The sequence below is a fragment of the Bacillus mesophilum genome (assembly GCF_008923265.1).
In the GTDB taxonomy this organism is placed as follows: domain Bacteria; phylum Bacillota; class Bacilli; order Bacillales; family Cytobacillaceae; genus Cytobacillus; species Cytobacillus mesophilum.
Genome location: NZ_WBOT01000002.1, coordinates 647,231 through 670,305, shown reverse-complemented (window position 1 = coordinate 670,305; position 23,075 = coordinate 647,231). Strand labels below are relative to the sequence as shown.

General features: G+C 41.0%; 25 protein-coding genes. 21 read left to right on the top strand and 4 right to left on the bottom strand.

Annotation, left to right across the window (positions count from 1 at the left end):
* Positions 1-77 precede the first annotated feature (77 nt).
* From obgE to pheA, 3 genes are all read left to right on the top strand, one after another.
* Positions 78-1,370, top strand: a complete 1,293-nt coding sequence (obgE, locus tag F7732_RS08290) for a GTPase ObgE (RefSeq protein ID WP_151573410.1) — start codon at positions 78-80, stop codon at positions 1,368-1,370.
* 28 nt (positions 1,371-1,398) lie between these two features.
* On the top strand, positions 1,399-1,854 hold the full coding sequence (locus F7732_RS08285; protein ID WP_066443173.1) for an ACT domain-containing protein: 456 nt from the start codon (positions 1,399-1,401) through the stop codon (positions 1,852-1,854).
* 74 nt (positions 1,855-1,928) lie between these two features.
* Positions 1,929-2,792: a prephenate dehydratase gene (pheA, locus tag F7732_RS08280; RefSeq protein WP_151573409.1), complete on the top strand. Its 864-nt coding sequence runs from the start codon at positions 1,929-1,931 to the stop codon at positions 2,790-2,792.
* 287 nt (positions 2,793-3,079) lie between these two features.
* On the opposite strand, the gene F7732_RS08275 is transcribed toward pheA, so the two are convergent.
* Entirely contained in the window at positions 3,080-3,616 is a 537-nt protein-coding gene (locus F7732_RS08275) for a transcription repressor NadR (RefSeq protein ID WP_151573408.1), read from the bottom strand.
* Positions 3,617-3,951: 335 nt separating this feature from the next.
* Between F7732_RS08275 and safA the strand changes: the two genes are divergently transcribed.
* The 5 genes from safA to F7732_RS08250 all read left to right on the top strand — a co-directional run bounded on the left by safA (position 3,952) and on the right by F7732_RS08250 (position 8,535).
* Positions 3,952-5,445 carry a SafA/ExsA family spore coat assembly protein gene (gene safA / locus F7732_RS08270; protein ID WP_240056567.1) on the top strand — a complete coding sequence of 498 codons (1,494 nt, stop codon included), beginning with the start codon at positions 3,952-3,954 and terminating at the stop codon, positions 5,443-5,445.
* A complete protein-coding gene (locus F7732_RS08265; RefSeq protein WP_240056566.1) occupies positions 5,405-6,412 on the top strand; it encodes a phosphotransferase in 1,008 nt (335 codons plus the stop codon). Before safA ends, F7732_RS08265 begins: the two co-directional genes overlap by 41 nt.
* A 97-nt stretch (positions 6,413-6,509) precedes the next feature.
* A complete protein-coding gene (locus F7732_RS08260) occupies positions 6,510-7,166 on the top strand; it encodes a YhcN/YlaJ family sporulation lipoprotein (RefSeq protein WP_151573406.1) in 657 nt (218 codons plus the stop codon).
* A gap of 156 nt (positions 7,167-7,322) precedes the next feature.
* Complete coding sequence (locus F7732_RS08255) at positions 7,323-7,841, top strand: intercompartmental signaling factor BofC (RefSeq protein ID WP_151573405.1); 519 nt, start codon at positions 7,323-7,325, stop codon at positions 7,839-7,841.
* Between the two features lie 139 nt (positions 7,842-7,980).
* Positions 7,981-8,535, top strand: a complete 555-nt coding sequence (locus F7732_RS08250; RefSeq protein ID WP_151573404.1) for a tyrosine-type recombinase/integrase — start codon at positions 7,981-7,983, stop codon at positions 8,533-8,535.
* A 61-nt stretch (positions 8,536-8,596) separates the two neighbouring features.
* On the opposite strand, the gene F7732_RS08245 is transcribed toward F7732_RS08250, so the two are convergent.
* On the bottom strand, positions 8,597-9,283 hold the full coding sequence (locus F7732_RS08245; RefSeq protein WP_151573403.1) for a universal stress protein: 687 nt from the start codon (positions 9,281-9,283) through the stop codon (positions 8,597-8,599).
* Between the two features lie 260 nt (positions 9,284-9,543).
* On the opposite strand from F7732_RS08245, the gene F7732_RS08240 reads away from it, so the two are divergent.
* The 12 genes from F7732_RS08240 (at position 9,544) to yajC (ending at position 19,656) form a co-directional block, all read left to right on the top strand.
* Positions 9,544-11,967 carry a Na+/H+ antiporter subunit A gene (locus F7732_RS08240; protein WP_151573402.1) on the top strand — a complete coding sequence of 808 codons (2,424 nt, stop codon included), beginning with the start codon at positions 9,544-9,546 and terminating at the stop codon, positions 11,965-11,967.
* On the top strand, positions 11,951-12,376 hold the full coding sequence (locus tag F7732_RS08235) for a Na(+)/H(+) antiporter subunit B (RefSeq protein ID WP_066443181.1): 426 nt from the start codon (positions 11,951-11,953) through the stop codon (positions 12,374-12,376). The genes F7732_RS08240 and F7732_RS08235 overlap by 17 nt, the downstream gene beginning before the upstream one ends.
* Before the next feature lies 1 nt (position 12,377).
* Positions 12,378-12,716: a Na(+)/H(+) antiporter subunit C gene (locus F7732_RS08230; RefSeq protein WP_066443182.1), complete on the top strand. Its 339-nt coding sequence runs from the start codon at positions 12,378-12,380 to the stop codon at positions 12,714-12,716.
* Entirely contained in the window at positions 12,709-14,187 is a 1,479-nt protein-coding gene (locus F7732_RS08225; RefSeq protein WP_151573401.1) for a Na+/H+ antiporter subunit D, read from the top strand. The genes F7732_RS08230 and F7732_RS08225 overlap by 8 nt, the downstream gene beginning before the upstream one ends.
* 31 nt (positions 14,188-14,218) lie before the next feature.
* A complete protein-coding gene (locus F7732_RS08220; RefSeq protein WP_066443184.1) occupies positions 14,219-14,698 on the top strand; it encodes a Na+/H+ antiporter subunit E in 480 nt (159 codons plus the stop codon).
* Positions 14,695-14,979 carry a Na(+)/H(+) antiporter subunit F1 gene (locus F7732_RS08215; protein WP_066443185.1) on the top strand — a complete coding sequence of 95 codons (285 nt, stop codon included), beginning with the start codon at positions 14,695-14,697 and terminating at the stop codon, positions 14,977-14,979. The genes F7732_RS08220 and F7732_RS08215 overlap by 4 nt, the downstream gene beginning before the upstream one ends.
* Complete coding sequence (gene mnhG, locus F7732_RS08210; protein WP_306806938.1) at positions 14,963-15,322, top strand: monovalent cation/H(+) antiporter subunit G; 360 nt, start codon at positions 14,963-14,965, stop codon at positions 15,320-15,322. Before F7732_RS08215 ends, mnhG begins: the two co-directional genes overlap by 17 nt.
* A gap of 105 nt (positions 15,323-15,427) precedes the next feature.
* Positions 15,428-16,039 carry a Holliday junction branch migration protein RuvA gene (gene ruvA / locus F7732_RS08205; protein WP_066443187.1) on the top strand — a complete coding sequence of 204 codons (612 nt, stop codon included), beginning with the start codon at positions 15,428-15,430 and terminating at the stop codon, positions 16,037-16,039.
* A 75-nt stretch (positions 16,040-16,114) separates the two neighbouring features.
* On the top strand, positions 16,115-17,083 hold the full coding sequence (ruvB, locus tag F7732_RS08200; protein ID WP_420837681.1) for a Holliday junction branch migration DNA helicase RuvB: 969 nt from the start codon (positions 16,115-16,117) through the stop codon (positions 17,081-17,083).
* Positions 17,084-17,116: 33 nt separating this feature from the next.
* Positions 17,117-18,145, top strand: a complete 1,029-nt coding sequence (gene queA, locus F7732_RS08195; RefSeq protein ID WP_066443189.1) for a tRNA preQ1(34) S-adenosylmethionine ribosyltransferase-isomerase QueA — start codon at positions 17,117-17,119, stop codon at positions 18,143-18,145.
* A gap of 62 nt (positions 18,146-18,207) precedes the next feature.
* A complete protein-coding gene (tgt, locus tag F7732_RS08190; protein ID WP_066443190.1) occupies positions 18,208-19,347 on the top strand; it encodes a tRNA guanosine(34) transglycosylase Tgt in 1,140 nt (379 codons plus the stop codon).
* A gap of 24 nt (positions 19,348-19,371) precedes the next feature.
* Positions 19,372-19,656: a preprotein translocase subunit YajC gene (gene yajC / locus F7732_RS08185; protein ID WP_066443191.1), complete on the top strand. Its 285-nt coding sequence runs from the start codon at positions 19,372-19,374 to the stop codon at positions 19,654-19,656.
* Positions 19,657-19,693: 37 nt separating this feature from the next.
* Here the strand turns inward: yajC and F7732_RS08180 are convergent, their stop codons facing one another.
* Positions 19,694-20,086 (bottom strand): TIGR04086 family membrane protein, encoded by a 393-nt coding sequence (locus F7732_RS08180; RefSeq protein WP_066443192.1) that lies wholly within the window; start codon positions 20,084-20,086, stop codon positions 19,694-19,696.
* Between the two features lie 227 nt (positions 20,087-20,313).
* On the opposite strand from F7732_RS08180, the gene F7732_RS08175 reads away from it, so the two are divergent.
* Positions 20,314-20,964 carry a DUF421 domain-containing protein gene (locus F7732_RS08175; protein ID WP_066443193.1) on the top strand — a complete coding sequence of 217 codons (651 nt, stop codon included), beginning with the start codon at positions 20,314-20,316 and terminating at the stop codon, positions 20,962-20,964.
* A gap of 417 nt (positions 20,965-21,381) precedes the next feature.
* Here the strand turns inward: F7732_RS08175 and spoVB are convergent, their stop codons facing one another.
* Positions 21,382-22,941, bottom strand: a complete 1,560-nt coding sequence (spoVB, locus tag F7732_RS08170; RefSeq protein ID WP_151573399.1) for a stage V sporulation protein B — start codon at positions 22,939-22,941, stop codon at positions 21,382-21,384.
* Positions 22,942-23,075 lie beyond the last annotated feature (134 nt).

Genomic DNA, 23,075 nt, shown 5'->3' with positions numbered 1-23,075 from the left:
AAACATGCACAAGCTAAGGCTATAAAGAGCTGGCATAATAGAAGCAGATTATCTGCATGACGGGAGGAAGTTAAACAATGTTTGTTGATCAGGTTAAAATATATGTAAAAGGCGGAGACGGAGGCAACGGGATGGTTGCATTCCGCCGTGAAAAGTATGTGCCAAAAGGCGGTCCCGCTGGCGGTGATGGCGGTAAAGGAGCAAATGTCGTTTTTGAAGTAGAAGAAGGCCTGCGCACCTTAATGGATTTCCGCTACCAAAGACACTTTAAAGCAACACGCGGTGAGCATGGGATGTCTAAAAATCAGCATGGGCGCGGTGCAAAAGATATGGTTGTAAAGGTTCCGCCTGGTACGGTGGTATCTGATGCAGAAACAAATGAAGTCATTGCAGACTTAACAGAGCATGGCCAAAGAGCCGTTATTGCCAAAGGCGGCAGAGGCGGCAGAGGTAACTCGCGTTTTGCTACACCTGCAAATCCGGCTCCTGAACTTTCAGAGCACGGAGAACCAGGCCAGGAGCGTGATGTGATCCTTGAGCTGAAGTTATTAGCGGATGTTGGCTTAGTTGGATTCCCAAGTGTAGGGAAATCAACCTTGCTTTCAGTCGTATCATCGGCACGTCCGAAAATTGCTGAGTACCACTTTACTACCATTGCGCCTAACTTAGGAATGATCGAGACAGAGGATGCAAGAAGCTTTGTTATGGCTGACCTTCCAGGTTTAATTGAAGGAGCACATGAAGGAGTCGGTCTTGGACACCAATTTCTTCGTCATATCGAAAGAACAAGAGTTATTGTCCATGTCATTGATATGGCTGCAACAGAAGGCAGAGATCCTTACGAGGACTATGTGACAATCAACAAAGAATTAAAGGAATATAATTTGCGTTTAACAGAAAGACCGCAAATTATTGTAGCGAACAAAATGGACATGCCTGAAGCGGAGGAAAATCTGCAGGTGTTTAAAGAAAAGCTGCAGGATGATTATCCGATTTTCCCAATTTCGGCTGTTACACGCAAAGGTCTTCGTGATTTGCTGTTTGCCGTGGCTGATAAAATTGAGCAAACGCCTGAATTCCCGCTTATTGAGGAGCAGGAAGAGGAAAGTGGCGTTCACCGCGTTCTCTACAAGCATGAAGCACAGCAAACTGAGTTTGTGATCACTCGTGATTCTGCAGGAACGTTTATTTTAGAAGGAGATGCGGTTGTTAAGCTCTTCAAGATGACCGACTTCAGCCGTGAGGAGTCAGTGCGCCGTTTTGCACGTCAGCTGCGCGGAATGGGCATTGATGATGCACTTCGTGAAAAAGGTGCGAAAGACGGAGACACTGTTAAGCTCATGGAATTTGAATTTGATTTTGTTGACTAGCCTTTTCAGAATGTGACGAGGTGTAAAAATGAAACAAGATAAGTCTGATAAAAAATTCTTTTTAATAAGAGAAGATGTCTTGCCTGAAGCGATGAAAAAAACATTAGAGGCAAAGGAAATGATCGAGAGAGGGAAAGCGGAATCTGTATGGGAAGCTGTTCAAAAAGTGGACCTGAGCAGAAGTGCTTTTTATAAGTACCGCGATACCGTTTTTCCTTTTCATACGGTTGTAAAAGAACGGATCATTACTTTGTTTTTCCATCTGGAAGATCGTTCAGGCACATTATCGCATTTGCTGAGTGTTGTGGCCAATTCAGGCTGTAATGTTCTGACCATCCACCAGACAATTCCGCTGTTAGGAAGAGCAAATGTAACTTTATCATTAAATGTGGCTGAGATGGCTACTGAAATTGATGAACTGCTGACAAATTTAAGGAGACTTGAGTTTGTTGATAAAGTGGAGGTACTCAGTTCAGGTGCGTAATATACGCACCTGCCGAGTGCCTGTTTTTTTACAACTTTATATTTATATACATAAGATTCAAAGGAGAGGTTTTCATGAAGATCGGCTTTTTAGGACCACAAGCAACATTTACCGATATTGCGGTGAGAGGTTTGTTTCCAGACGAAACAAGAATCCCTCTTCAAACTATTCCGGACTGCTTTGATGCTTTAAATGAAGGAAAAGTTGATCTGGCTGTGATTCCAATTGAGAATGCATTAGAAGGTTCTGTTAATATAACCCTGGATTACCTAATTCATGAAGCGAAGAAACCCATTATTGGGGAAATCACTGCGCCGATTCGGCAGCATTTAATGGTGCATCCACTTCATCAGGATAAATGGAATGAAACAACGGCTGTCTATAGTCACTCACATGCGATTGCACAATGCCATAAATTTTTACATACAGAATTAAAAGGAATTCCATCAATGAATACAACATCTACCGCAGCAGCTGCTTCTTACATAAAGGATCATCCAGAGCTAAAGATTGCTGCAATTGCAAATGAACTGGCGGCAGAAGTATATGGACTGGCCATCGCCCAATCCGATATACATGATTTTGATTACAATCACACCCGTTTTATTGTTGTTTCAAAAGAGGAACAGGAACTCAATACAGATACTCCCCTTTTTAAAGGTCATAAAACAACGATCATGGTGACTCTGCCATTAGACCGAGCTGGTGCACTTCACCAGGTTTTGTCGGCATTCGCCTGGAGAAATCTGAATTTATCCAAAATTGAATCAAGACCAATGAAAACAGGACTTGGAAACTATTTCTTTATCATTGATGTGGATATGCAGAAAGATGAAGTGTTAATTCCAGGAGTTGCCGCTGAATTGGAGGCGCTTGGATGCAGAGTAAATATATTGGGGAGTTATCCTTATTTTAGTTTAGGAGCTAGTGAGGAATAGAAGTTCCTCGTCTATATAGAAAAAGCTGTCTAGTTGTGACTGGACAGCTTTTTTTAATGGTGTTTAAAAAACAGGAGTAACCTTTTAGGCGATACGGGAAGGAAGGGGGGAAGGGGAACTGCATGTGATGGTGGAAATAGAGTGTGGATTGGAAGCAAAGAAGCGTGAAAGTGCCCGTCACACCAAATAAACACCAGTGAAGCGAGTACAGTACCAATCATCCCCTCACCGCCAACAAAAAACAAAAAAGAGGCAGGAAATATATCCCCCTCTTCATTAACCCATATTTATTCCACCAAAAATCCTGCTTCTCTTAATGCTTCTACCGCTTCATCTAAATTTTTTTCTGAAGGTGCAGAGATGGTATGGATATGGTAACCATCAGTCAGCTGAGATAGAAAGGATGCTTGTGTGGATTTAATTTTTTTAATAAATTGATTGACTTCTTTTCTGCTTGAAACCATGATAGACGCTGTTAAGTCTCCGTACACGGTATGTTCAATTTTGACATCTTTCACAGTCACTCCATAATCAACCAAAAGACAGAGCTCTTCTTCGGCGCGTTCTGGTGTATGGCAGCAGGCGATGATCCTCTCGGCAATGGGAGATGGGACGTTGTTTGCTAAGTACATATAGCCTTGGCTTGTTGCTATAATCGGCTCGCCTCGGGCTTTTAATAAGGTAATATCACCGACAATCACCTGCCTGCTCACATTTGCTTTTGTGGCCAGATCGCCTCCTGTTATAGGCTGACCGGCTTTTTGTAAAAGCTCAAGCAGTAAGGATCGTCTTTCTTCACCTAGTATTTTCTTTGATTCGCTCAAAATAGGTTTCCCCCCAAACGCTCACATATTGTCCCATTTTACCATAATGTTTACCTGAATTTAAATGGAAGTGTATTTGTCCGCTGACAGACAAATTATGTTTTTTCAGATTAAATCATATTTTCATAAAAAAAATCATAAGTTTCTGTGTAGATTGTTAGCAATTTGCCCATTCCTTCATACACTATATGGACTATCGCAGATATTCAGTTATTATTCTGCTTGCCCACAGCTGCAGGAAAACTGAAAAGCCTGATTTGATCAACAATCCGTGTGACTGCACAAATCATCAGCGGAAAACACGGTATGACTTTACACATAGGAGGGAAATCAGAGTGAAAATCCATATCGTACAGAAAGGGGATACCCTTTGGAAAATCGCTAAAAAGTACGGAGTGAATTTTGAAGAGCTTAAAAAGATGAATACACAGCTCAGCAATCCTGATATGATTATGCCCGGCATGAAAATAAAAGTTCCTGCATCAGGTGGCACAATTAAAAAAGAGGCGCCAATTGGTCCAGAAATTCATATGGGTTCCAAAAAGGAAATGCCAAAGGCAGAGCATCCATTTGCAAAAGAAAAGCCAATCACACAGCCTGTAGCTGAAACACCGAAGGAAATGCCTGTTCAGCCGCAGAAACCGGCGCCGCTCAAGCAAGAAAAACCTAAAAAACCATATATGCCAAAAATGCCAAAGCCAATGATGCCGGATATCGATATTAACAATTATTATTTAATGAACCTTGCCAATATACAAACGCAGCAGCCTGCTCCACAGCCAAAACCTATGCCGCAGCCAAAGCCAGTTCAGCAGAAACCTGCTGCACAGCCAAAACCAGTACAGCCAAAACCAGTGGAACAAATAAAGCCTGTTGAACAAGTAAAACCGGTTATGCCAAAGGCAGAACAGCCAATCGCGGCACCAACAAAACCAAAGCTGCCGCCAAAACCATTAAATTTATTTCCACAGGAAAGTCCTGTTGAAATGCATGAAAGCATGAATTTGCCAATAAACCAAGGAGGTTACGAACAGCCTATGAATCCATATCACAACCAAAATCCATTTTACCCGGGAGCACCTGCCGCACAAGCAGGTCATCAAGGAGGATTTCCTCAATCACAAATGCCATATCCGCAAGTTCAGGGAGTACAGTCACCTTATGGAATGATGCCAGGAGTTGAAAGTCCTAACTATGAAGAATCTTCACCGTATATGTCACAGCATCAATTGCCGCTTTCACCATCACATGCACAAATGCCAGCACCGGTAATGGGCGCTGAGGATTATGGTCAGCAGCTTCCGCTTCAGCCGACATATACAGCACCTGCATATCAGCAGCCTTATTATCCATGCCCGCCAACACAGATTTACCCGATTTCACCTGTAATGCCAGGCCCAGGACCAGGCTACTGTCCGCCTCCAATGCATCATGGTTATCCGCAATATGCGCCGATGCCGCAAGTGCAAGGGGTAATGGAGGAGCCAAATTATGCTCAGATGCCATTAATGCCAACGGAGAGTCAAATGCCGTTAAGTCCAGGTCAACACCAAATGCCATTAATGCCGTCACAAAGTCAAATGCCGTTAATGCCTACTGCAGTACAAGGAGCTGAAGCAGACTGCGGATGTGGAGGCGGAGCACCCGCTGGATTTCCACATCAATATCAGCAGCCTTTCGCACCTGCGCCAGCATTCCCAGGAGCTGTACCATATGGCCAGCCTTATGGAGCATTTCCACAAGGACAAATGAACCCATACGGATATGGACCAATGGGCGGACCTGCATTTGGTCGTCCTTTTGACGAAAGCAGTGACTTCGAAGGATAATGGACGAAGAGACGATTTAGATTTAAATCGTCTCTTCACCTATTTAAATGGTCAACTGCCTTTTGTTTTAACAGATCTAAGACCGATCCGTAAAAATGTTTTTAAAATCAGCACAGATGAGAAACAATATATCTTAAAAGAATTTTCGCCGGGAAATCGATTAAGGCTGCAGGAAACCTTTACATCTTCATTAAAGCATGAGGGCTTTGATCAGACCTATCAGTTTGTTGACCTGGCACAAGATGCACCTCTTTATTTTCAAGGGAAATTGTTTGGGCTGCTGGACTATATTCCTTCAGCAGAACAGCCTTTTACGTACAATACATCTAAAAATAGAGAAGATGCATTGTCACTTCTGCATCACTATCATGAAACAACTGCAAAATTATATCCAAGATACAAAACCTTGCTTCCTGCATTCAATCAAATGGCGAAGTGGACAGACCGCTTGACTGTTTTTATGCAAAATAGTACGCTGCTCAAATTGTTTATTCATGGCGATGTACTTGAAGAATTTATTCTGTGGGCAAAATGGTCATTAGCTGGAATGACGGAGACGTTCGAGTGGTTTGAAACACAGTCAAAAGTTGTGCTGCATGGAGATGTAGCTTTTCATAATTTTCTTCGGGGTGAAAATGGGCGTCTATATTTATTGGATTTTGACTTAATCAGCAATGGCCATGCTTATGCTGATTATTTGCAATATGCCAACCGGATCTTGCCATCAATCGGCTGGTCCTTCCATGAATTGCAATCCTTACAAATATTAAAGCCTTATCTTTCGGAAAAAGGCTTTTTGTATGGACTCATATACCCGACAGATATTTTCCGTGAATGGAACCGGCTTATACGCGGAAGAATGTACAATGATCGTGTGAAAATAAAAAATGTGCTTGATATGACTTTTTATCAATTAGAGAAAAGGCGCACATTTATTCATGATATAAAAATGGAAATAGGCTCATAGATCTTCCTGTTTTCTGCAGGCATTAAACCTCTTCGAACCAGCCAAGCTAAACAAGAGCAGACCGCTCAGGCTTGTGATATCCGAGGAGGTTATTATTTTGAATAAAAAACGGGCTCTTATTCCCTTTGCAGCACTTGTCTCTCTTGGTTTAACCGCATGTGGAACAAATGGAGATACTGCTGTTCAGGATCGTAATACTGAAGTGACGCAGCCAATGGGTTATTATTCAAATGAGCACCACGAAGATGAAGACCGCGGAAATGCACGTTTGCTCACAAGTAATGATAATGATGGGCCAATAGTAGAAATGATGGATCACTCACTTGGAGAAGAAAGAGGACATCAGCGTGATGGCACCTATAGCCGTGCTGACCGAAATTATCATAAGCACCTTGGTGATCCAGTGAAAACGCCGCGTTCTTCTTATTATCAATCTTACGATGGCACTGCTGCTGAAAAGATAAGCAAAGCAGCTTCAAATGTTGAGAATGTCAAAGATGCACAAGCGTTATTGCATGAAAATGACATTGTCATTGCAGCACTGCTGGAAAACCAGAACAATGATGATGCTGAGACGAAAAAAAGTATCCAGCAGGCTGTACGCCCCTTAAGTGGTGATCGTTCAATCCATATCGTGACGAATGAAAGTCAGTATCACCGCATCAAGGTCCTTAACAATGACTTAAAAGACGGCGGAATGCGCGAGCAAATTGACTTGGATGTGGAAAATTTATTTAGGGATTTGAATAATTAAGCAAATTATAAAAGCGGAGAGGTGTTTTCTCTCTGCTTTTTTCTATTTAATCTTTATCCAATTAATAGGAATAAGTATGTAATTTTTGGTCAAAATAGTAATAAACATTGATCTTTAAGCGAATAAATTGTCGCATATATACGCGAGGTGACCAAAATGAAAAGCATACATGCATCACTGCTTTCAACATTTATAATGATTATTGGAATTAGTGCGGCCAGCGAGGTATCCGCACAGGCAATGGTTAATGATGAATCTCCGCCTCAGATGAAAGTGATTTTAGAAAGAGTTTACTTGGACGGAGAAATAAGTGAAGAAACAGTGACGGAAACCATTTGGGCTGCCGAAGATTTCTGGGCGAAATACGAAGAGTGGAAGTTAGTCGATATGGATGAAGGGTACGTTGTTTTCAGACAGCAGACGGACGATATTTCCCCGCTGCTGAAGGCAAATGGCTATTTTGGCATTACAGATGAAGGCATTCTCACCATATTTAACGGAAAACCGCAGAGAACGAACATTATTCAGTCCTTCTTCCAAATCGATATTCAGAAACTTGAAAGCAATAAGTGTGAACAATTGAAAAAAGGGATTCCGATTATGACAAAAGATCGCTATATAGATGTACTTGAAACTTTTAAAAGCTATTCAACGGATGAAAAAGTCTTAAATTGATTAATTGACAGACCAAAATCGCTATAAATTTGACCGGTGACAGATGTCCTGGTCTTTTTTTGCGGATTAAACATTTGTAATGTTACATAGTATTTGTTAACATATAATTAAGTAACATTAGAAAACAGGAGGAAATTCTGTGGAGTATGTCGATCCTATTAAGGATATTCGAAGTATTAATGAAATAAAAAAAGAATTAAAGGAACAGTCACAAAGGGATGTGCTTCTTTTTGTTTTTGGAATTAATACTGGAATTAGGATAAGTGACTTGCTTTCATTAAAAGTTGGCGATGTTTCCGATGGCAAGGAGACGAAAGAGTTTTTAGAATTAGAACAATCTCAACAGACGATCTACTTGAACAATTCCGTGCGTGGAGAATTACAGAAATATCTGGCACAGTTTACCTATCAAAGTGAAGAAGATTATTTATTCAAATCAAAAAAGAATGATCTGCCGATTACAAGACAGCAAGCATATAGAATCATTAATACTGCAGCTAAAAAGGTCGGTATCCCCGGCAAGATTGGCACTCATACTCTGCGCAAAACATTTGGATACCATGCTTACCGCAAAGGCATAGCCATCTCGATAATAAAAGGGATCTATCAGCATCATTCTTCTGCAGAGACTTTAAAGTATATTGGAATTGATAAACATGAGGGACAGATGATCAAAGTCGATGTCAATTTGTAGGTGAAATAAGCTTTGGGTGAATATAAAGAAAACCCCCGCATTTTGATGCGGAGGCTGGGAATTAATCTTCATTATCCTCAAGCGTTGTGTTCATATCGACATGTGTCAAATCGGTCACAATATCCTCAGTCACATTTACTTGAAGCATTTCGTTGTTTTTCATAAATTTGAAAATCCCATTGTTAAAGTCAGTACAGCTGTCCTTGAAAAAGATGCCTTCGTATTCAACATTTTTGGTATGTTTAAAAATGACTCGGTATTGCTCACCGTCTTTAACAAGATACGCCCGGACGCCTTTTTCAAATAAACCTTCATTATCTTTCAGATCACGGGAAACAGAGATAATATGAAGGTCTACAAAAGGTATTTCGCGCAGCAAAGAATTAATGATTGATCCTTTTGCAATTTGCTCCCAGCGGCTTTGTGCCGTCTGGCCGAGAATAATCTGTGTGATATGCTGTTCCCTTGCAACTTCTGCAATCACTTTTGAAACAGGCTTTTTTTCATTGTCTCTTAATATAAAGGCATCTGCACCCTGCTGCTCTGCCAGCTGCTGCCACCTCGTAATGTAGTGAGATTTCTCAGCATCCATTTCATCAAATGGTTTAGGGTCAATCGTCAAAATATAAAGTGGGCAATCAAGCATATTTGCCAGCTTGCTGCCGCGCTGTATGAGTCGTTCACCATTCGGGCCATAATAGACACAGACTAAGATGCTTTCGTCCATACGACCTTTAATTTTCTTCATTTAAAGCTCACCTCGTAATAGATGTGAAATAAGTAATCAAAAATCAGTTAAATAAATTGGCTATGTATGACTATAGCTTATGACACACACACAGTCAATGTTAAAAACAAAATTGAAGCAGTCCTTTTTAAAAAGATAAAATAATCATTCAACAGCAGTAAGCCGAGACAGTATGGCAACAGAGTAAGCAAGAGAAAACACATTTTTCTTTTTTCAGGCATGCTTTTTCAAAAAAATTCGTATAAAGGAGGTACACAAATATGGTATGGCTGAGCATTATCATTTTAGTACCATTTATTGCTGCAATTATTGTTCCCTTTCTTCATAAAGTGTTCAATCAAAAAATTCATATAGGCTGGTTCGTATTGTTTATACCGTTCCTGATTTTTATCTATTTATTAACGTATATTCCTTCCATATCAGCAGGTAAAACATTTACCTATCTTGTTCAATGGATCCCCACTTATGACATTAATTTTGAACTTTATATGGATGGATTGTCATTAGTATTTGGTCTCTTAATTACAGGAATTGGATCACTGGTCATTTTTTATTCGATTTTCTATCTCTCAAAGGAGCGGGAAGCTCTCCATAATTTCTATGTGTATCTAATGATGTTTATGGGTGCCATGCTGGGTCTTGTGTTCTCGGATAATATCCTTGTCATCTACGTATTCTGGGAGTTAACGAGTATTTCTTCGTTCTTATTAATTGCCTACTGGTATCAGCGGCAAAGGTCTCGTTATGGTGCACAAAAATCAATGCTGATTACGATTTTTGGCGGTTTAAGCATGCTTGCGGGCTTTATTATGCTTTCCATCATAACGGATACTTATAGCATGCGGGAAATTGCTACACAGATGGATCTAATTCATGGACATGAACTTTTCTTCCCGTTAATGATCCTTATCTTAATTGGGGCTTTTACAAAATCAGCTCAGTTTCCTTTTAGTATTTGGCTTCCCGACGCAATGGAGGCACCAACACCAATTAGTGCTTATTTGCATTCAGCAACGATGGTTAAGGCAGGCATTTATTTAGTTGCCCGTTTTACGCCAGTTTTTGGAGGAACAGCTGAATGGTTTTGGCTTGTGTCAGGAATTGGAATACTAACCTTGTTATACGGCTCTATTAATGCTGTCAGGCAGACAGATTTAAAAGCTCTGCTTGCTTATTCCACCATCAGTCAGCTCGGTTTAATCATGAGCTTGCTCGGGATAGGGTCTGCTATTTTGTATTTTGGCTATAATGACGAATCGTCAGTGTATGCGATCGCATCACTTGCTGCTGTGTTTCACTTAGTCAATCATTCTACCTTTAAAGGATCCTTGTTCATGGTTGTTGGGATCATTGACCATGAAACTGGGACACGAGATATCCGAAAGCTGGGCGGTTTACTGAGTTTTATGCCGATTTCTTTTACACTTGCTGTAATCGGAAGCTTTGCAATGGCGGGCTTGCCGCCGTTTAACGGTTTCTTGAGTAAGGAAATGTTTTTTACGGCTGTTGTAAATACCTCACAGCTGGAGATTTTTAATATGGAAACAATCGGAGTATTATTTCCTGTTATTGCTTGGATCGCAAGTGTTTTCACATTTGTTTATAGTATGATACTTGTCTTTAAAACGTTCGGAGGGAAATATAAGCCCAAAATGCTTGAAAAGCCGGCACATGAAGCACCGCTTGGCATGCTGATTCCTCCTGCAATTTTGGCTTCGCTCGTTGTGATCTTTTTCTTTTTTCCAAATGTCCTTGCCAATTATTTATTAAAGCCGGCACTTGCTTCGTTATTGCCGGAGGAAGTGACCGCGGTTGATATTGAGATGAAAATCAGCGCATGGCATGGCTGGAATACTGAACTATTTATGACAATTGGTGTTGTCGTTATTGGAAGCATTTTATATATACTATTAAAAAAATGGATCGGATTATACAGCGTTTATCCGCAAAGTTTTACACTTAACCGCTTATATGATAGTGGTCTGGCAAAAATGGAAAGCGGAGCAAAAACCATTACGGATCAGTATATGACAGGTTCTCTGCGAGCTTATATGATTTACATCTTCTCGCTTTTGATTTTCGTATGGGGAGGTGCGCTTCTGCTGCCTGGTGCATTTTCTATTGATGTTTCAAATGACGCACCAGTAAGTTTTTATGAAGTTGGCATTATGGGCAGTATGCTTGCTGCGGCGTTAACCGTCTTATTTGCAAAGTCGCGCCTGACTGCCATTATTGCCGTAGGAGCACTTGGTTATTTGGTTGCCATCTTCTTTGTTCTTTTCAGAGCACCAGATTTGGCTTTAACACAGCTTGTTGTAGAGACGGTTACAACCGCTCTGTTTTTACTATGCTTTTACCATTTGCCGAAGTTTAAAAAGGAAAAAGAGAAAAAAGGAATACCATTCAAGCCATTAAACTTAATTATTTCGCTCGGTGTAGGGACTGTCGTTACTTTGTTTGCGATAGCAGCGAACAGCAGCAGAATGTTTGAACCAGTTTCATCGTATTTTGAAGATTCGTATGAGCTTGCAGGGGCAAGAAATATTGTTAATGCCATATTGGTTGATTTCCGAGGTCTTGATACTATGCTTGAAATATTTGTGCTGACCATTGTTGGCCTTGGTGTATATACATTGATCAAATTAAGATTAGCAAGGAGGGAAAAAGATGAAGGAGCCGAATGATGTAATTTTAAGAAGTGTCACAAAGGTGGCAGTCGTCATTATTTTCACCTTCTCCATTAACCTTTTTTTCTCCGGTCATCATCTTCCGGGAGGCGGGTTTATTGGCGGCTTGGGCTTTGCGGCCGCTCTAACGCTGCTATTTCTTAGTTATGATATTGAAACAGTCCGTGAAAATATATCACTCGATTTCAAAAAGGTGGCTGTGGTTGGTGTTCTGATTGCCGTTGGAACAGGCCTTGGTTCCTTTCTATTTGATGCGCCATTTCTATCTCATACGTTTGATTATTTTGATCTGCCAATATTCGGAAAGACAGAGCTTGCAACGGCAGTTTTGTTTGATGTGGGAGTTGCAATGGCTGTTATTGGCACGGCGGTTACGGTCATCATGACGATAAGTGAGGATCGATAATATGGAAACATTGATGTCAATTTTAATTGGATTATTCTTTGCCATTGGAACGTATTTAATTTTAACGAAAACTCTGCTGCGAATTATTTTAGGGACTTCTATTATAAGTCATGGTGTTCATCTTCTCATTTTAACAATGGGGGGAGTAAAAGCTGGCGGTCCGCCGCTTTTAGGCTTTGAAGAGATCACATTTACAGATCCTATACCGCAGGCATTGATTTTAACTGCGATCGTTATTAATTTTGCTACAACGGCTTTGTTTTTAGTATTAAGTTACCGTGCCTATAAGGTTATAGGAACAGACAACACAGAGAAAATGAGGGGGAATGAGGATGAATAATCTGCTGATTTTGCCCGTCGTCATCCCTTTGGTTATGGGACTTTTGATGGTTTTATTTAGAAAGAATATTACCCTCCAAAAAATAGTAAGTGCAGCGAGCATAACCGCTACTGGAGCTGTGGCAGTGCTGCTTATGATTCAAAATGATCAAGATGGCATTCAAACCCTGCAGATTGGAGGCTGGCAGGCGCCTTTCGGGATCACTTACGCTGCTGATATGTTTTCAAGTCTTTTGCTGACAACTACAAGTATTGTTGCTCTGTCATGTTTGTTATTTGCTTTTAAGACAATTGGGGAAGAAAGGGAGAGCTATTATTTCTATCCTGTTTTCTTATTTCTGATTACCGGGGTAAATGGCTCGTTTTTAACAGGCGATCTCTTTCATTTGTTTGTTTGCTTCGAAGTCATGCTGATTTCGTCCTATGTTCTGCTGTCATTAGGCGGCACTAGAAAGCAGCTGAGAGAATCGGTTAAATATGTGCTGATCAATCTTATTTCATCGTTTCTATTCTTAGTTGGAGTTGCTTATATTTATGCTGTGGTAGGAACGCTAAATCTGGCTGATCTCTCTGTCAAGGTAGCAGAGGCAGGTCAGGGCGGAATGCTGACAGCCATTTCACTCGTATTTCTGATCGTGTTTAGTTTAAAGGCCGGGTTACTGCTGTTTTTCTGGCTTCCTGGGTCCTATAGTGCACCGCCAACTGCCATCGCTGCAGTGTTCGCAGGTTTACTGACAAAGGTGGGCATGTATGCGATTTTCCGCTTGTTTACGCTTGTGTTTTATCATGAACCGCAAATAACCCACCTTCTCATTGGAGTTTTGGGTGCTGTTACTATGGTGCTAGGTGCAATCGGATCAGTTGCCTATGGAGATATTAAGAAAATTTTAACCTATAATGTGATCATCGGTGTCGGTTTTATTATGGCTGGACTTGCCTCCATGTCAATTGCAGGCATGACAGGTTCCGTATTTTATCTGATTCATGACATGATTATTAAAGCGCTCATCTTCCTCATTGGGGGAACGATTATTTCTCTGACAGGCACGAGTAAGCTTGAAGATATGAGCGGTTTGATACGCACTCATCCGTATTTAGGCTGGATGTTTTTCACAGCTGCATTAGCATTGGCAGGTATTCCACCGTTAAGCGGCTTTTTAGGCAAGGTATTTATCACACAAGGCACCTTTGAAGCGGAGTATTATTGGCTTGGAGGCATTGGACTTCTGACAAGTCTGCTCGTTTTATATTCAATTATGAAAATATTTATGAATGCGTTTTGGGGAGAGACCTATCTCAGTGAAGAAATGGAAAAAGGGTCTACAAAGGGTATAATGGTGCCGATTGCTCTTTTAACAGGATTAGCTGTGCTGCTTGGAGTCGGTGCTGAAGGGATTAGTTCGTATGTCAATCTAGCGGCAGAAGGACTGATGAATCCTGAGCTCTATATCAAAGCTGTATTTGGAGAATAAAATAGAAGGCTAAAGGATTGGGGTGAAGCTGATGCCAAAGCAAGTACTGACGAATTTATTTATAGCGATATTATGGAGTTTTCTCCAAAATGATTGGAGTGCCATCACATTCTTATCAGGATATATAGTCGGGATTGTCGTCATATTCATATTGCGGAAATATTTGCGTGATCAGTTTTATCTGATTACCATTTTAAATGTTTTAAAGTTGTTTTTTATTTTCTTGCGCGAACTGCTTTCATCTAGTATTTTAGTGATTCGGCAAGTAACTAGACCAAAAATTAATATTACGCCTGGTATTTTTAAACTGCGCACAGAATTAGAGGGAGATCTGGAAATTACCCTATTGGCTCTATTGCTGAGTTTAACGCCGGGTTCTGTCGTAATAGAAGTTTCAAATGATAATAAAGTGTTTTATATGCATGCAATGGATATCCCGGAATCTAAAAAATCTGTACTCCGGTCAAAGCAGAAGTTTGAAACGGCCATTAAGAAGGTGACGCGCAAATGATTTATACGATTCTATTGATATCAATATTCTTTTTAGTTCTTTCTATAATTGCAGCCGTTTATCGGCTCATAAAAGGGCCTTCGATCCCTGATAAGGTGCAGGCACTTGATGCAATTGGCATCAATCTAATTGCAGTGGTAGCAATCATCTCTGTTATGCTCAGAACGACGGCTTTTTTTGAAGTGATCTTATTGATCGGTATATTATCCTTTATCGGGACGATTGCGTTTGCCAGATATTTAGAAAGAGGTGTTGTCATTGAGCATAAACGTTCTAAGTGAAATAGTTGCTGTCACTCTCATTCTTATTGGCTGTATTATTAGTTTTTTAAGTGCTGTTGGATTAGTTCGTTTGCCAGATGTTTATACACGGTCACACGCAGCTTCTAAAAGCTCCACATTAGGCGTGCTTTGTACACTCCTCGGCACTTTCGTCTTTTTTATCTTTCAAGAAGGATATTTTAGTATAAAACTGCTGCTTGGAATTTTCTTTGTCTTTCTAACTGCACCTGTATCTGCTCACTTAATCTGCCGCTCTGCTTACCGCACAGATGTGGAGCTTGCAGAAGTAAGTGCACGCGACGATTTAAAGGAAGAGTTAAAACGTCTGCAGGAAAAAGGATAGTAACTTGTACACTCTGTTGCTTAGGGGCATGCAGGATATGCCTGTGTCATTAAGCAGCAGAGTATGGTACAATGAAATACAGCATTTTAGAGGAGCGAGAACAGTTTGTACGAATATATTAAAGGCAAAATTGATTATATCGGGCCAGAATATATCGTCGTTGAAAATGGCGGCATTGGCTATCAAATCCTGACACCAAATCCATTCAGCTATTCAAGCAAGGCTGGGCAGGAAGTTAAGGTGCATACATATCATTATGTGCGTGAAGATATCTTTGCTCTTTATGGATTTACTTCACAAGAAGAAAAAACGCTCTTTACAAAGCTGATTAACGTTACTGGAATTGGGCCCAAAGGAGCGCTTGCTATTTTAGCAACAGGACAGCCAGAGCAAGTGGTTTCAGCCATTGAAAATGAAGATGAAGCCTTTTTGGTGAAATTCCCAGGTGTAGGTAAGAAGACAGCCAGACAAATAATCCTTGATTTAAAAGGAAAGCTGCAGGACTTTGTGCCAGATTATTTCCCTAATCTATTTAGTGACCATGAGAGCATCGAGAAAAGCAGTGAGCATGAAGCAGACTTTGAAGAAGCTTTATTGGCGCTCAAGGCTTTAGGATACTCTGATCGAGAATTGAAGAAAATTACACCTGCACTGAAAGCTGAGAAACTGACAACTGACCAATATATAAAAGCTGCACTGCAAAAGCTTTTAAAATAAATACTCTGCTCCTATATTGAGTGAATAAAGAAGGTGATGGAGTTGGAAGACCGCATTATTTCGGGCGAAGCCGATATGCTTGATGTTACTTTTGAGCAAAGTCTGCGCCCTCAGACGATACGGCAATACATCGGCCAGGATAAAGTGAAGGCGAATCTTGAAGTGTTTATCCAGGCAGCAAAGTTAAGGCAGGAAACACTTGATCATGTGTTATTATATGGCCCGCCAGGTCTTGGGAAGACGACCCTTGCGGCGATTATAGCAAATGAAATGGGCGTGAATTTGAGAACGACGGCTGGACCGGCTATTGAACGTCCAGGGGATTTAGCCGCAATTTTAACAGCGCTGGAGCCTGGAGATGTATTGTTTATTGATGAAATCCATCGCCTGCCCCGGTCGATTGAAGAAGTCCTCTATCCGGCAATGGAGGATTTTTGTCTTGACATTGTCATCGGCAAAGGGCCAAGTGCACGTTCTGTACGCCTTGACTTGCCTCCCTTCACACTCGTTGGAGCGACAACAAGAGCAGGCTCTTTATCAGCTCCATTAAGAGATCGCTTCGGTGTGATGTGCAGGCTTGAGTATTATACGGAAGAACAGCTGAAGCAAATAGTCGTGCGAACAGCTGAAGTGCTTGAAACGGGCATTGACGATCATGCTGCAATGGAAATTGCCCGCCGTTCAAGGGGAACTCCGCGTATTGCGAACCGTCTGCTCCGCAGAGTAAGAGACTTTGCTCAGGTCCGGAGCAATGGAACTGTAGATCTGCTGATAACGGATGAAGCATTGGGATTGATGCAAGTTGACCGTTTAGGACTTGATCATATTGACCATAAATTATTAATAGGGCTCATTGAGAAATTTCGCGGAGGTCCAGTTGGCTTAGAAACAATTGCAGCCACAATTGGGGAAGAAGCACACACAATTGAAGATGTTTATGAGCCTTATTTGCTGCAAATTGGTTTCTTGCAGCGGACACCGCGCGGAAGAGTAGCGACAAGATTGGTTTACGAGCATTTCCAATTAGAAATGCCAGAACAATAGGGGAATATATTATTAGCAGGAGACGGTGACAACATGAAGGTAGATTTATTTGATTTTCACTTGCCGGAGGAGCTGATCGCTCAAACTCCGCTTGAAGACCGGACAAGCAGCAGACTGATGGTGCTTGATAAGGAAACAGGTGAAATCAAACACGATATATTTAAGCATATTAAAGAGCATTTTAAAGCGGGAGATGCTCTTGTGTTGAATGATACAAGAGTACTGCCAGCAAGGCTGTTTGGCGAAAAAGAAGGAACTGGTGCAAAGATTGAGGTTCTTCTATTAAAACAGCAAGAGGGTGACAAGTGGGAAACCCTGATAAAGCCGGCGAAACGCGTTAAAGAAGGTACAGTGATTACATTTGGGGATGGTTTGCTGTCGGCAACATGCATTGGTGAAGCTGAGCATGGCGGACGTCTACTTGAATTCAGCTACGAAGGTATTTTTTATGAAGTGCTCGATCGTCTGGGTGAAATGCCCCTTCCTCCATATATAAAAGAACAGCTTGATGATAAGGAACGATATCAGACCGTATTTGCTAAAGAGCGCGGATCGGCTGCTGCACCAACTGCAGGACTTCACTTCACAGAGGAACTGCTGGAAGAAATAAGAGCCATGGGCGTTCATATTGCTTTTATCACATTGCATGTTGGTTTAGGGACATTTAGACCTGTCAGTGTGGAAGATTTAACAGAGCATGATATGCATGCCGAGTATTATCAAATGAGTGAAGGTACTGCTAATTTACTGAATGAAGTGCGCAAACAAGGCGGAAAGATTATCAGTGTCGGAACGACTTCAACTAGAACACTTGAGACCATTGCAAGAGACCATGATGGACAATTTGAGGCTGCGAGCGGCTGGACAGATATATTTATCTTCCCTGGCTTCGAATTTAAAGCGATCGATGGGATGATTACCAATTTCCATCTGCCAAAATCAACACTGATCATGTTAATTAGTGCACTGGCAGGAAGAGAGAACGTCCTGCATGCCTACAACACAGCGGTCGAGGAGCGCTATCGCTTCTTTAGCTTTGGCGACGCAATGCTGATAAAATAAGAAACGTTTAGCACATAGAATGAAGAAATGAAGCAACACGATTCTCGGAAGGAGAAAGAATAGTGACAGCCATTCGTTATGAATTAATTAAAACTTGTAAACAAACTGGAGCCAGACTCGGCCGTGTACATACGCCGCATGGTTCGTTTGAAACACCTGTATTTATGCCTGTTGGGACATTGGCTACAGTAAAAACAATGTCGCCTGAAGATTTAGTTCAGATGGGAGCAGGTATTATTCTGAGCAATACGTATCATTTATGGCTTCGTCCTGGTCATGAGATTATTCAAGAAGCAGGCGGGCTTCATAAATTTATGAACTGGGACCGTGCTATTTTGACAGACTCAGGCGGATTCCAAGTCTTCAGCTTAAGTGAATTCCGTAAAATTGAAGAGGAAGGTGTCCACTTCCGAAATCACTTAAATGGAGACAAGCTATTTTTATCTCCAGAAAAGGCAATGGAAATCCAAAATGCTTTAGGTTCAGATATTATGATGGCCTTTGATGAGTGCCCGCCATTTCCTGCAACACACGAATATATGAAGAAATCTGTTGAGAGAACATCCAGATGGGCAGAACGCTGCTTAACAGCTCATCAGCGTCCAAATGACCAAGGATTGTTTGGCATCGTGCAGGGCGGGGAGTTTGAAGATCTGCGCAAGCAAAGTGCTAAAGATCTTGTATCACTTGACTTCCCGGGTTATGCTGTCGGAGGCTTGTCAGTTGGAGAGCCAAAAGACGTGATGAACCGGGTGCTTGAATTCACAACGCCATGGCTGCCTGACAATAAGCCTAGGTATTTAATGGGAGTAGGCTCACCGGATTCATTAATTGATGGAGCAATCCGCGGAATTGATATGTTCGACTGTGTATTGCCTACCCGTATCGCCAGAAATGGAACGTTAATGACAAGTGAAGGGCGATTAGTTGTTAAAAATGCGAAGTATGCAAAAGATTTTGGACCGCTTGATCCAAACTGTGATTGCTATACATGCAAAAATTATAGCCGTGCCTATATTCGTCACTTAATTCGCTGTGAAGAAACGTTTGGGATAAGGCTTACAACTTATCATAATCTCTATTTTCTGTTAAAATTAATGGAAGGGGTCAGACAGGCAATCAGAGAAGATCGACTGGGGGACTTTAGAGAAGAGTTTTTCGAACAATATGGATTTAACAAACCAAACGCGAAAAACTTTTAATGCTTGAAAGGAGGGGAAAAGAGAATGGAAATCTTAGGAACATTAGCACCATTGCTATTGATGTTTGTATTGTTTTACTTCCTGTTAATTCGTCCGCAGCAGAAGCGCCAAAAAGCGGTTCAGCAAATGCAGACTGATTTGAAAAAGGGAGATAAAGTTGTAACAATTGGTGGTCTTCATGGTTTTGTTGATGCAATCGATGAAGATAAGATTGTCATCAAATGCGGTGACGGCAGCAGACTTACATACGATCGCGCAGCAATTCGCGAAGTAACGGAAGTATCAGCTGGAGATATGCTAGCAAAATAAAAAAGAAGCGGATCCATTTTGGGTCCGCTTTTTGCTATTAAGATGATTTTCCCTTCACATTTACCCCTAAAATACCGCCCATCATACAGATTAGGATGTAACATGTATGATAGATGATTTGTTCCATATCAAAAAGACGATCATGACCTAAATATTGAAAAAGAAAGATAATAAGGGAATAAAGCAGCCCTGTTATCCCACCAAGAAGCCAGCCTTTTTGCTTTCCTTTTCCTCCTGCAATAAAGCCTCCCGCAAATAAAGCTATAAATGATACAGCGGTAATGACATGCTGAAGTGATGCCTCCTGTAAAGAGGTGAACGAAAGTAGCAGCGAAAAAAACAAACTGCTGATTATTGCAACAATAAAAATGGCGATATTTCCAAATAGCACTGCACTGCCCAAGTTTTTTGATTCTTCTATTTTAACCATCTCCCCTCTATTGGCAAGCTTTTTGTGCTTGAATGCCAATGGCCTGTCTCGCACAATCTCTTTGTACAAGCATATTCAGAGCAGCCGAATTTAGAAGCAAAAAATCACTTTTCGCTAACAAAATCTTCTTTTTTCCTTCATCCTTAAAAAAAGAAAAAATAAAACTTATATATTTTTCTTGTTCGTTGACAATAAAAAGAAAGCTGTTTTTAAAGGGGGATCATTCAATGGAAGAGTATATGGTCATTATTTTCAGAACGATCTTCTTGTATGGGTTAATTTCCGTCATCTATCGATTGATGGGAAAGCGGGAAATCGGTGAACTAAGTGTCTTGGATGTAGTCGTTTCAATCATGCTGGCAGAGTTAGCGGTAACGGCACTTGAAGAAACAAATTCATCCCTATTTAAAAACGTGCTTCCTATGCTGATTCTGCTGCTGCTGCAGATTACATTTGCTTACATATCATTGAAAAGCAAGAAGTTTAGAGATGTAGTGGACGGGAAACCAACGATTATTATAAATAATGGGAAAATAGATGAGTACGCCATGAAAAAGCAAAATTATAATTTCGACGATCTGCTCCTTCAACTCCGTGACAAAGACATAGCACTTATATCAGATGTTGAATTGGCAGTACTCGAATCTTCGGGCCATTTATCTGTTTTTACGAAAAAAGATGCTAAAAACGGTGTGACCTGGCCGCTCATTCTCGATGGAGTCATTCAATATGAGCATCTTGAAAGCATCAAAAAAACAGACCAATGGCTGCTGAAGGAATTAGGAGAAAGAGGCTACCACAGCATAGAAGAAATTTCATTTTGCAGCTTTGAGAACGGGCATTTTTATATAGACAGAAAAAATGAAATTGAGAAATGATGTTAGAGCAATGTTAGAAAAGCTTCTGGAGGGGGGCAGCAGGAAATAATAGATACAGGAACTGAAATAACTTACCCTGAACAATTCTGTGAGTGTGAAAAGGAGAGAAACACCCCTCTAAAGTTCAGTATCTGGAAATTGGTGTCGTGAAAAGGAGAGAAACACCCTTCTAAAGTCCAGTATCTGGAAATTGGAGTCGTGAAAAAGGGAGAAACACTTAGCCAAATAAAATAACCCCAAACCATTATCAATGAGCTCCTGTCTAATGGTTTGGGGTTTTCTTTCTTTAAAAAATAGGTCCGTCTACTTCTGCAGGTACTGGGGCAAGGGAGAGAGCTATGTTTAAATTCTCCACCGGCTGAAAACGAAAGTCTGCAGTGCTCCTAAACGAATGTACAAACTCTAAAACATCTTTCACTACTTCGATGCAAAAATGGATAGAAATCCGCCAATCCATGGAACCTGGCGCAGCTCGTGTTTTGTTAGCAATCCGAAGAGCAGCAGCAAAATGAAATAAACCAATACGATAACAGAAATGCAAATGATGATAGAAATCAGCATGGAATAGTCGTGTAAATAAGGATAAGTAAAGTAGCCTGCCCAGCCTGACAGACCCATAATGATAAACGTTTTCATATAATCACGGATATGAAAAGTAAATGAGACCTTTTTCAGGATTGTCGCCATATGAAGCAGGGTGACAAGAACAAAACCTACAAGCATGCCAATGGCCACGCCATTAATTCCGAAGGCTGGCTGACTGGCAAGTGCGAAAATAACAGCGATTTTAACAACAGCCCCAATCAAGCTGTTAATCATGGCAGCGCGGGCATAATCCAAAGCTTGTAATGCTGCCTGGAGTGGACCTTGGAAAAAGTATAATAAGAAAAATGGTGCCATTAATTTAATAAAGCCAGCTCCTGTAGATGAATCGTAAATTATATACATAAGCGGTTCTGCCAAAACATAGAGGATGACCACAGCCAAGCCGCCTGAAATGAATACCAATTTTAGAGCTTGCTGAAGTCTATATTCTATAAGCTTCATATTCTTTTTTGAATAGGCTTCACTAATGGCTGGCACCAATGATGTTGAGAGGGCATGGGTGATAAAAGATGGCAGCATTAATAGAGGCATGGCAAAACCTGTCAGGGCACCATAGCTTTGGGTTGCAGCAATGGTTGCAACTCCTGCTAATGCCAGGCTGTGTGCTACAACAATGGGTTCAAAAAACCAGGCAAGTGAACCGATCATGCGGCTGCCTGTTGTTGGCAATGCGACACTCATGAGCTCTTTAAAGGTTGCTTTCCCCGATTGAATGAATTGAAAGAATTGCTTGCGAACACGAAATTTCTTTTTTAATTTAAAGGCAGTTAATAGATAGGCTAAAGAAACAAGCTCACCCACAACGGAAGCAAGCATGGCTCCTGCTGCTGCATATTCGATTCCATAAGGGAGGAATGCAGTTGTCATTGCGGCAATTAATGTAATACGGACTGCTTGCTCAAGTAACTGGGAGTAGGCAGCAGGCTTCATATTTTGTTTTCCCTGGAAATAGCCGCGAATGACAGAAGAGACTGCTATAATAGGAACAACTGGTGCAATTGCGAGCAATGGCAAATGGGTTCTTGGATCTGTAAAAAGTGTTTCAGATAGATAGGGTGCTAATATAATTAAAGCAGGAGTAATGATAAGAGATAACGAGATGGTTGTCGCCAGAGAAACAACCAGTATTTTTTTTGTTTTTCGTGCGTCGCCCACTGCTTCAGCTTCTGCTACATGTTTGGATATGGCTACAGGAAGACCCAGCTGGGTTATGGTGACAGCAAGGATAAAAGTCGGATATGCCATCATATATAAACCAACACCCTCGGCCCCTATTGATCGGGCAATAACGATGCGATTAATAAATCCCAGTACTCTAGTGACCAAGCCTGCTGCCAGCAGGATCATGGTCCCTTTTAAAAATTTCGACATTCTGCTCCCTGCCTTCTCAAATTACATATAATGCTATACAATTATCTATATGCAAGAGAGTGGACAAAGCATGACAAGCTTTTTTAAACACTGCTAAATGCTGCCCAATAGGAAGGTTTCACTGCTAGGTTTTT